The 11,093-nt window shown below is 37.6% G+C and carries 9 protein-coding genes; 1 reads left to right on the top strand and 8 read right to left on the bottom strand.

Annotation, left to right across the window (positions count from 1 at the left end):
• Window positions 1-20: 20 nt before the first annotated feature.
• The 3 genes from parC to IGL28_RS05170 all read right to left on the bottom strand — a co-directional run bounded on the left by parC (window position 21) and on the right by IGL28_RS05170 (window position 5,141).
• Window positions 21-2,471, bottom strand: coding sequence for a DNA topoisomerase IV subunit A (gene parC, locus IGL28_RS05180; RefSeq protein WP_010719454.1), 2,451 nt, complete (start codon window positions 2,469-2,471; stop codon window positions 21-23).
• 11 nt (window positions 2,472-2,482) lie between these two features.
• Entirely contained in the window at window positions 2,483-4,507 is a 2,025-nt protein-coding gene (gene parE, locus IGL28_RS05175; RefSeq protein ID WP_081128688.1) for a DNA topoisomerase IV subunit B, read from the bottom strand.
• A 199-nt stretch (window positions 4,508-4,706) separates the two neighbouring features.
• Window positions 4,707-5,141, bottom strand: coding sequence for a CoA-binding protein (locus IGL28_RS05170; RefSeq protein ID WP_010719456.1), 435 nt, complete (start codon window positions 5,139-5,141; stop codon window positions 4,707-4,709).
• Window positions 5,142-5,244: 103 nt separating this feature from the next.
• On the opposite strand from IGL28_RS05170, the gene plsY reads away from it, so the two are divergent.
• Window positions 5,245-5,883: a glycerol-3-phosphate 1-O-acyltransferase PlsY gene (gene plsY, locus IGL28_RS05165; protein ID WP_081128690.1), complete on the top strand. Its 639-nt coding sequence runs from the start codon at window positions 5,245-5,247 to the stop codon at window positions 5,881-5,883.
• A gap of 163 nt (window positions 5,884-6,046) precedes the next feature.
• On the opposite strand, the gene IGL28_RS05160 is transcribed toward plsY, so the two are convergent.
• From IGL28_RS05160 to xerC, 5 genes are all read right to left on the bottom strand, one after another.
• Window positions 6,047-6,922, bottom strand: coding sequence for an aldose 1-epimerase family protein (locus tag IGL28_RS05160; RefSeq protein ID WP_034700304.1), 876 nt, complete (start codon window positions 6,920-6,922; stop codon window positions 6,047-6,049).
• A 202-nt stretch (window positions 6,923-7,124) separates the two neighbouring features.
• Window positions 7,125-7,916 carry a GTP-sensing pleiotropic transcriptional regulator CodY gene (gene codY, locus IGL28_RS05155; RefSeq protein ID WP_010719459.1) on the bottom strand — a complete coding sequence of 264 codons (792 nt, stop codon included), beginning with the start codon at window positions 7,914-7,916 and terminating at the stop codon, window positions 7,125-7,127.
• A 15-nt stretch (window positions 7,917-7,931) separates the two neighbouring features.
• Window positions 7,932-9,332: an ATP-dependent protease ATPase subunit HslU gene (gene hslU, locus IGL28_RS05150; RefSeq protein WP_081128692.1), complete on the bottom strand. Its 1,401-nt coding sequence runs from the start codon at window positions 9,330-9,332 to the stop codon at window positions 7,932-7,934.
• 12 nt (window positions 9,333-9,344) lie between these two features.
• On the bottom strand, window positions 9,345-9,893 hold the full coding sequence (gene hslV, locus IGL28_RS05145) for an ATP-dependent protease subunit HslV (protein WP_010719461.1): 549 nt from the start codon (window positions 9,891-9,893) through the stop codon (window positions 9,345-9,347).
• 39 nt (window positions 9,894-9,932) lie between these two features.
• Window positions 9,933-10,832 (bottom strand): tyrosine recombinase XerC, encoded by a 900-nt coding sequence (xerC, locus tag IGL28_RS05140; RefSeq protein WP_010719462.1) that lies wholly within the window; start codon window positions 10,830-10,832, stop codon window positions 9,933-9,935.
• Window positions 10,833-11,093 lie beyond the last annotated feature (261 nt).

Here is an 11,093-nt window from a genome sequence, read left to right as displayed (position 1 = left end):
TTTCAAAAAAACTATAACAGTTAATCGGTAATGGCTACTTCAGGTGGCTCAATGACTTTGATCACTTCGCCGCCTTTTTTCTCGTCAACTGCAAATGAGCCATTAGACGTTCGATCGCCAATCGGATAATCCGTTGGGTCAATCATTAGCTCTTGACCTTTTTGATTGATGATCATTATTTCTTTGGCGTTTCCTTCAGACATATGAATAACTCGATGTGGGTTTTTCTTTAGTTCACGTAGAACCGTAACACCACGTTTTGCTCGAGAGGTTTGACTAATTTCTTGCGCAAGCATCCGTTTTACCGCACCACGTTGAGTGACGATGATGATTGGCGTATCTCCTTCTGTCAAAACGAGTAACCCGTTAACGACAGTATCTTCGTCTTTGAGGTTGATTGAACGAACGCCAGCAGCTTTTGCTCCTACCACAGGTACTTCTTCTAATGGATATCGTAACCCCATCCCTTGGTAGGTGACTAAAAAGAGATCTAAATCCGTTTGACCTTCTACCAAGTAAGACGCCACTAATTCATCATCGTCACTTTTGAGTTTCATGCCACTTAACGGACGACTCTTATAAGTACGCCATGGTTCAAATTCAGTCATTCGAGTTTGTTTTACCCAGCCATTTTTACTGATGAAGACCAATGTTTTTTCTGCTTCGATTTTTTTGTATGGAAAAACAGCTAGAATCGATTCATCAACCGAAAGATTGACAATCGTTTGTGAAATATGTTCTCCAGCATCTTTCCATTTTAAATCTGGCAATTCATGGACAGGACGATAAATGACATTTGCCTTATTGGTGATCAACAACACATGATCCAAGGTATTTAGTTCACCAGAATACAAGAGATAGTCCCCTTCTCTCATGCCGATTTCCTCTGGTTTAGAAGCACTATATGAACGTAGACTAGTCCGTTTCACATAACCTTCCTTTGTTACGCTGACAATCACATCTTCTTGTGCTACTAACACTTTTGTATCAATTTTGATTTCTTCGATTTCGTCTTCAATTGTCGTTAAACGTGCATTAGCATACTTTTTCTTGACCTCACGAAGTTCTTTCTTCATGACCGAGAATAATTCTTTATCATTAGATAGAATTTTGTTCAATTCAGTGATTTGTGCTATTAAGCTTTCTGATTCTTTACGTAATTCCGTAATATCCGTATTTGTTAGACGATATAGTTGCAACGTCACGATTGCTTCAGCTTGTTCTTCCGTAAACTGAAAAACTTCGACTAAATTTTGCTTCGCGTTTTTCTTATCTTTACTTTCTCGGATCGTGGCAATGACTTCATCCAAGATCGACAAAGCTTTCATTAAACCTTCTACGATATGCTGGCGCTTTTGTGCTTTTTCTAAATCAAATTGACTTCGTTTCGTGATCACTTGTTTTCGATGATCAATATAACTACTTAAAATATCTTTTAACCCCACTTGATGCGGTGTCATGTGATCAATAGCTACCATATTGAAGTTGTAATTGATTTGTAGTTCAGTATTTTTAAACAGGTAATTGAGGATACCTTGTGCGTTAGCATCTTTTTTCAATTCAACCACGATCTGTAATCCAGTGCGGTCACTTTCATCTCTAACTTCAGCAATGCCATCGATTTTTTTATTTAACCGGATTTCATCCATTTTCTTCACTAATGTGGCTTTATTTACTTCATAAGGGATCTCGGAAATCACGATTTGTTGCTTGTTCCCTTTAATCGCTTCAATTTTAGTCTTTGATCGCAGAATGACTTTTCCACGTCCAGTTTCATAAGCTTTTTTGATCTCTGCTTTTCCTTGTAAGATTCCCCCAGTAGGAAAATCAGGACCAGGGATATAATCCATTAGTTTCTCTAAACTCGCTTGGGGATGATCAATGAGGTAAATCGTACCATCAATGACTTCTGCTAAGTTATGGGTAGGGATCTCCGTAGCATAACCAGCGGAAATTCCCGTTGAACCATTGACTAATAGGTTTGGATATCTCGCTGGCAACACAGTTGGTTCTTTTTCAGTATCATCAAAGTTCCATACAAGATCAACCGTATTTTTTTCAATATCTGCCAACATTTCACCACTTAATTGGGAGAGCCGTGCTTCTGTATAACGCATAGCAGCTGGTGGGTCACCATCCATACTACCATTATTTCCGTGCATCTCTATAAGTACTTCTCTTAGCTTCCAATCCTGACTCATCCGAACCATGGCTTCATAAATACTACTGTCCCCATGAGGATGATAATTCCCCATGATATTTCCGACAGATTTGGCAGATTTACGGAATCCTTTATCAAAAGTATTGCCATCTTTATTCATCGCAAATAAAATTCGTCTTTGAACGGGTTTCAATCCATCTCGGATGTCTGGCAATGCTCTTTCTTGAATAATATATTTTGAGTAACGTCCAAAGCGGTCACCCATCACTTCTTCTAGGGTTAGTTCTTGGACTTCTTGACGTTCTTCCATTAGGTGACCTCCTATTCTTCTACTAATTCAGATTGTTTCTCTTCATCGAACAATTCATTGGACGTAGCTGTATTTTCAATATCTTCTTTTTTATCTAAGATACTACCATCTTCTTCTAACGTGAATTGCACATGATTTTCGATCCATTTTCGGCGAGGTTCAACTTTGTCCCCCATTAATGTCGTCACGCGACGTTCCGCTTGAGCAGCATCATCTATCCTCACGCGAATCAACGTTCGAGAGGCTGGGTCCATGGTAGTTTCCCACAATTGTTCTGCATTCATTTCTCCAAGACCTTTATAGCGTTGCAACATATAGCCTTTACCAATTTTTTTGATGGTCGCTGCTAATTCATCATCTGTCCAAGCATATTCGACCACTTGTTTTTTTCCTTGACCTTTAGAAACCTTATAAAGCGGTGGTAATGCGATATACACTTTTCCTGCTTCAATCAATGGTTTCATGTAACGATAAAAGAACGTCAGTAATAGCACTTGAATATGTGCACCATCGGTATCCGCATCGGTCATGATAATAATTTTGTCATAATTGCAATCTTCAATTGAAAACTCAGGTCCAACACCTGAACCGATCGTATAGATCATCGTATTGATTTCTTCGTTTTTCAAGATGTCTTGCATTTTTGCTTTTTCAGTGTTGATCACTTTCCCACGAAGAGGCAAGATGGCTTGGAATTTACGGTCTCTTCCTTGTTTTGCTGAACCGCCAGCAGAGTCTCCCTCCACGAGGTATAATTCATTCTTTTTCGGATTTCGTGATTGAGCAGGTGTCAGTTTCCCTGAGAGTAATGATTCACCTTTTTTACGTTTTTTTCCGTTACGGCTTTCTTCTCGGGCTTTTCGAGCAGCTTCACGAGCTTCTCGGGCTTTGATTGCTTTTCGCACCAGCATTTGGCTCATTTCACTGTTTTCCTGTAAATAAAAGCCCATTTGTTCTCCAATGACATTATCTACTACTGTACGGGCAATTGGTGTACCCAATTTTTCTTTTGTCTGTCCTTCAAATTGTAAGAGATTCTCAGGTACCCGAATGGAGAGGACGGCTGCCAAACCTTCTCTAAAATCACTACCTTCGAGATTCTTATCTCGTTCCTTCAGTAAGCCCACTTTTCGGGCATATTCATTGTAGGCTTTCGTCATCGCTGACTTCATACCGACTTCATGGGTGCCTCCATCTTTCGTTCGGACATTATTCACAAATGACAACACGTTTTCTGAATATCCATCATTATATTGGTAAGCAACTTCGACTTCGATACCGTCTTTTTCACCAGAAAAATAAACAACTGGTGTCAACGTATCTTTTTCTTCGTTTAGGTAATCAACAAATTCTTTGATTCCTTCTTCATAGTGAAAAACTTCCTTGACTGGCTCTTCACCACGCAGATCAGAAAGTGTGATTTTTACTCCTCTTAAAAGAAAAGCTGATTCTCGCAAACGTTCAGATAAAATATCATAAGAAAATTTAGTAGTGGAAAAGATCGTGTCATCTGGTAAGAAATGAACTGTCGTTCCATTGGATTTCTTGGTTTTCCCGATTTTTTTCAGTGTACCATCAGGCTTACCACCATTGCTGAATTTTTGTTGGTATTCAATCCCATCACGGACGATTGTAACAACCAACCATTTTGATAAAGCATTGACCACACTTGCTCCGACACCGTGTAGTCCCCCTGAGGTCTTGTATCCTCCTTGACCGAACTTTCCGCCGGCATGTAGTACAGTAAAAATCACTTCAACTGTGGGGATACCAGAAGCATGCATCCCAACTGGCATACCACGACCGCTATCTGTCACAGTGATACTATTGTCTTCATGAATGGTTACATCAATTTCATTTCCATATCCAGATAAAGCTTCATCAACCGCATTGTCAACGATCTCATAGACTAAATGATGTAAGCCCCGGCTATCCGTTGACCCGATATACATTCCTGGTCGTTTTCTAACTGCCTCTAATCCTTCAAGAACCTGGATCGATGCATCATTATATTCGTTCTTTACTTTTTTTGCCAAGGCAAACGCTCCTTCAATAATACTTTACGGTTAAAACCGCATCACGATAATCATACTAGAAATACGCATGAAAAAAAAGAGGTTAGGAAAGAATTAAAACTTAATTACTAACTAACCTTTGAGAATACCATCTTTTTTATCCTATTGTTCGCTTTTGTCTTGTCGATTAAATATTTCATGTTATTTAAAATGCAAACATTTAGTTATCTTTTTCGTTCATATTGTTCCACTCGATTTTTATACAACGATCCATGACGATATCTTTGCGATTTGCTGATTGAAGCTTGTTTGCTGCTTCTTCATTTGCGATACCTAATTGCGCCCAAAATACTTTTGCTTGAGTCTGTAAAAAGTCAGCAGCTACCTCTGGCAAAAATTCACTACGCCGAAAAATATCCACGATATCGATCGGTTCTTGGATTTCCTGTAGCGACGCATAGACCTTTTCGCCTAAAATGATCTCTCCTGCTAATAATGGGTTCACCGGAATGATACGATATCCCCGTTCTTGCAGAAATCGAGCAATTTGGTAACTTGTTCGTTCTTCCTTATTACTCAAACCAACAATTGCAATCGTTTTTGCTGTTTTTAAATAATCGAAGATTTTTTCTTGTGTTGGATTTTCAAATGACATAAATAATACTCCCTTTCGTTCACTCTTTCAAGTATTTCCAATTGTTCACGTACTTTATTCATGCTAAAATAAACATTAGTTTCAAATTGAAAGAGGTAGAACAATGAAATTAATTTTATTATTGGTACTTGCCTATCTTCTAGGCTCGATTCCTTCGGGGGTTTGGATAGGTAAATTATTTTTCAAAAAAGATATCCGCCAACATGGTAGCGGAAATACTGGCACCACCAATACTTTTAGAGTTTTAGGAAAAACAGCAGGTACAATTGTGTTGTTCATGGATATCTTGAAAGGAACCTTGGCAACTTGCTTACCAGTTATTTTCCACGTTACAACCATTAATCCCCTATGGTTTGGTGTTTGTGCGATCTTAGGTCATACGTTCCCTATTTTCGCTGGCTTCAAAGGAGGCAAAGCAGTTGCAACAAGTGCTGGAATGTTACTTGGATTCAATCCTCTATTTTTTATCTATTCCAGTATCATCTTCGTTGTTACGCTCTTTTGTACTAGTATGGTAAGTTTAACAAGTATGATCAGTGCAACTTTGATCACTTTATCAACGATTATCCTTCCTTACATCGCACCTAGTATCTTGCCTAAGCAAAACTGGCTATTGACGATCATTGCATTTTTAGTTTCTGCCTTTATTTTCTATCGCCATAAAGAGAATATCCTACGAATCAAAAACCATACAGAAAGTCGTATCCCCTTCGGATTGAATAGTAGTAAGAAAAAATATTGACCTGAGAGAAAAACAGTTGACTAATCAGCCAACTGTTTTTTTAGCTTTTAAATGATTGATTCGTTAAGAAGCGAAAAGAAACGATTAGCAAAATAAAGGGAACATGAATCATTATACCTGATTTCCTCTGATTAATTGAAATCAAACAACTTTAGGATAACCACTATTTTACTGTAATCGAATATTTTGTTTGAAAAATTTCATGTGCGCCTAGTTGATTGATTCCAGCTTTTTCCATCAATTCTCCCGAGCTGTTTACTGTATCTGCAATACCACACCAAGGTTCGATACAAACAAAAGGCGCTTCTTTTGGATAAGGTGACCAAATCCCAACATATGGCATATCTTTATAACTCAATGTCACACTGTGGCTAGATTTTTCACTACGGATGGCATAAGCGTTCAATCCTTTCGTTTCAAATACTAGTGCATCATTTTCAAAAAGATCGTGTACTAATGCAAGGTTGGTATTTGTTTGTCCAAGTGTTTTTTGTTCCATGTCGATATATGGCCCACTTAAAGGTAAACGTAAACGTGATTTTTTAGGTGAAAACGCAAGGTAAAAATCATCAAAAGTCAATCCTTCTTCCAGAGGAACATTAAAGGCTGGGTGACCCCCAATCGAAAAGAACATTTCTTCTTCTCCAGTATTAGCCACTTGATAATGAACGGTGATCCCATCTCCACCTAATTCATAAGAAATCACTAATTCAAAATCAAAAGGATAATTTTTTTTGGTCTCGGGTGTGCTTCTTAACAAAAAACTGGCTAATTCTTGACCATGTTCGATTACTTCAAAATCCATATCTCTCGCAAAGCCATGTTGCCCCATTGAATAAGTCTTTCCTTGGTACGTGTATTGGTCATCCTTTAATCTTCCAACAAATGGAAATAAAACGGGCGCATGTCTTCCCCAATACGCTGGATCAGCTTGCCAAATATACTCAAGATTATTATCCTTTGATTTTAAACTGACCAATTCTGCTCCATGTTCAGCAATTTCAGCAATCAATTGATCATTTTGAATGATTACAGTCATTATAATTCCTCCACCGTTAAATCTTAGGACCTGAGATAGCTAGTCTCAGGTCCTAAGCTATTCTTATTTTTTCCAACAAGAAGTATCCGAATCATCCTTGGCATTACTCGTGTGTTTCAGCGAAAAGAAAACCTAAAGGAGACTCTTTTTGTTTACTTCGATCCTACTGAATAGATTCATCTAATCAATCAGTCATAGATTTTTAGTAACTGTGTTTTGTTAATTCCTCTTTGAATCTGGAATTTAGAACTTTTAAATACGTCCCTTTCATCCCAAGGGAGCGTGATTCAATGATCCCAGCTGACTCTAATTTACGTAATGCATTGACGATCACTGAGCGAGTGATCCCAATTTTATCCGCAATATTGGATGCTGTTAAACGTCCTTCATCGCCTTCTAAGGCATCGAAAATCGCTTGAACTGCCTTCAATTCGCTGTAAGACAAAGTATTGATCGCCATTTGGACAGCTGTTGCACTTCTGACATCCGCTTCAATACTACGTGATTTTTGATAAAGGATCTGCATACCGACTACCGTCGCACCATATTCAGCTAACACTAGGTCTTCATCGGTAAAGGCTTGTTCCATCCTTGATAAAATAATGGTTCCTAACCGCTCGCCAGCACCAAAAATAGGGACTACTGTCGTCAAACCAAATGGGTATTTTTCTCTTGCTTCAAAAGGAAAAGCAGTCATTTCACTACTGATCGGAATATTAGCTTCCGTTTTGTTCAATTGATCAACTGTGTCAGTATAAGAATCGGGAAATTGCTTTTCAACAAACATCATTTTTATCCGTTCATTGTTGACATCATGACGTTCATCATAGCCTAATAAGACTCCTTCACTGCTAATGATATAGACGTTACTATCTAAAATAGCACCTAATGTCACAGCCATTTTATCGTAAGGTAAATCAGCTCGCAGATCGAAAGTATTTTTTTGTTGTAATAATTTGTTGATATTGCGGGTTTTTGTTAATAAATCCGTCATTTTCTTCCTCCGATTTTATAAAATAAAACGACTTAAATCTTCATTTGCTACAATCGAACCTAATTTTTCTTCTACATATGCTTCCGTAATCGTGATTTCTCCCATTTGCATGTCAGGTGCTTCAAACAATAAGTCTTCTAACAATTTTTCTAAGATCGTGTGCAAACGTCTAGCTCCGATATTATCCGTATCGCGATTTACATCATAAGCGATTTGAGCGATTTTCTCAATTGCTTCTTTCGTAAAGATAACTGAAACATTTTCTGTGCCAATCAATGCTACGTATTGTTTGATCAGTGCATTGTTTGGTTCAGTCAAGATCTTAATAAAGTCATCTGCAGTTAAATCATCTAATTCTACACGTATTGGAAACCGTCCTTGCAATTCTGGAATCAGATCACTTGGTTTTGATAAATGGAAGGCACCAGAAGCAATAAATAAGACGTGATCCGTTTGGATAACTCCATACTTCGTGTTCACTTGTGAACCTTCAACGATTGGCAGGATATCTCTTTGGACGCCTTCACGTGATACTTCACCAGATTGTTGTGATTTTGAAGTGATTTTATCGATTTCATCAATAAAAATGATCCCGCTTGATTGTGCTAATTGAATGGCTTCACTATGGATGTCAGCATCTTTGACTAGTTTACTTGATTCTTCTTTGATCAACAGTTCAAGTGCATCTTTTACTGCTAACGTGCGCTCAACCTTTTTCTTCGGTGTTAGCGCCCCTAATGTTTCATTTAAATCAATGCCCATCTGTTCCAAACCATTGTTCATCATTGGAGCTGGTTTCTTTTGTTCTTCTATTTCGATTGTTACTTGACGGTTATCAAGTAAACCTTTTTGTAATTGTTCTAGAACCGTTTTCCGATTGATACGGATTTCTTCAGTCACTTCTTCTTGCGGTTCTGCTGTATTTTGTTGCGCAACATTGAACATATTCATCATTTGTTCAAATTGATTTCCTGTTTGTTTTTGTTCTTTTTTAATTCCAGGAACCAGCACTTTTACTAATCGTTTTTCTGCTCTTTTCTTAGCTTCAGTATATACACGGCTATATTGTTCTTTTTCAACGATCTGGATCGCATTTTCTACTAGATCACGAACCATCGACTCCACATCTCGACCAACATAACCTACTTCTGTAAATTTCGTTGCTTCTACTTTCACGAAAGGAGCGTTGACGATTTTTGCCAATCGGCGAGCGATCTCTGTCTTCCCTACCCCTGTTGGTCCGATCATCAGCATATTTTTAGGTGTGATATCTTGTTGCATTTTTTCATCTAATTGTAAACGGCGATAGCGATTGCGCAAAGCGACCGCAACTGATTTTTTAGCTGCTTGTTGTCCAATGATATATTGATCTAATTCATTAACGATTTGTCTTGGTGTTTGTTTTAATTCATACATTCTTCTTCACCTCTATAATTCTTCCACAATAATATTATGATTTGTAAAGATACAAATGTCTGCTGCAATATTCAATGCATTCTCTGCGATTTCTTTGGCACTCATGTCGTTTTGTGCGTAGTTCTTCATTGCTCGAGCAGCAGCTAATGCAAAATTCCCTCCTGAACCAATTGCCAAAATTCCATCATCTGGTGCAATCACTTCCCCAGTACCTGAAACTAATAACATTTCTTTTTCATTCATTACGATCAACATTGCTTCTAGTTTTTGCATGGACTGTTGTGTCCGCCATTCTTGCGCTAATTCCACTGCAGCTCGCTGTAAATTACCATTGTATTCATTTAATTTGCCTTCAAATTTTTCTTCCAATGTAAATGCGTCTGCGACACTTCCAGCAAATCCTACGATGACTTCATCATTATAGATTCGACGGACTTTTCTTGCGCTTCCTTTCATCACCACGGATTCGCCCATTGTAACTTGACCGTCACCTGCCATTGCAAATTTTCCATCTTTTTCAACGGCACAAATCGTCGTTGAATGAAATTGTGATTCTACCATAGTTATTTCCTCCCAATTAAGATTACTGATCCTTTTCTATTACGCTCTTGGATGAAACGAGCGATAATTTTTTTGTAAACTTTCTTTTGTCACGTGAGCATAGATCTGTGTAGTAGATAGATTAGCATGACCCAACAGCTCTTGAACTGTCCGCATATCTGCACCATTATTCAGCAAGTGTGTAGCAAAGGTATGCCGCAGCATATGTGGATGGATCGAACTATCTAAACTACTCTTTTTAATCACTTGATTCAATACATACTCGATCCCTGTTGGCGTAATTGGTTCACCATGATGGTTCACAAAAACATAGTCATGACTCTTGTGGTATTTATCCATCAAAACCTTTCGCCCTTTTTCAAAATACTCTTGTAAGGCATCTTGTGCGAATGAACCAAGTGGTGCATACCGTTCTTTATTCCCTTTACCATGAATCAACATGACTTCGGAGTCGAAATCGATTTCTGCTAGTTTCAAATTACTGCACTCGCTTAATCGAATCCCCGAACCGTAAAGAACTTCTAATAGCGCTTGGTTCCTTAAATCTAAAGGTTTTTCTCCTTTGACACTGTCAAATAATGCTTGCATTTCATTCTCATAAAAAAAGCGAGGTAGTTTCAAATTTTTCTTTTTTAGGTGGACATAAGAAAAAGGATTTTCTTTGATCACTTCTTCTTTTAAAAGGTATTGATAAAAAGAGCGCAGACTTGCAATCTTACGACTGATCGAATTTCTGCTATATCTTTCATCAGTTAGGTAACTTAAATACACTCGAACATCTAAGTGATTGATTTTTAATAAATCATCCTCTCCTGATTCTGTAAGAAATCTTTCAAAATTAGTGAGGTCTTCCTCGTATGCTTCTCGTGTTTTTTCAGAGTAACCACGTTCCACGATTAAATAACGTAAAAACTTATCTTTCCACGTTTGTTCTAGCATTTTATCACCTTCCTTTTAATCCCAGAGATAAATTTAGCATAGCAAAATTAAAAAAACAAATAAATTGTCAGAATTTAATCAATATTTCTAAGTTTGTTCACAATTGAAACAATTAATTTGACAAAATTCTTAGATTACGACCTTTTTTTTAATCTGATATTTACTCATTTTTTACCAAAAGAAAAAATTTTTTTTGGAACACTGCAAATAAAAGATGTGTTGTATATTTATTTTATGCCTAGTAAAGAGCCCGGAACACCT

The organism is Enterococcus sp. AZ077 (assembly GCF_051714965.1).
GTDB lineage: Bacteria > Bacillota > Bacilli > Lactobacillales > Enterococcaceae > Enterococcus_B > Enterococcus_B hirae.
This window is presented reverse-complemented; position numbering and strand designations above follow the sequence as displayed.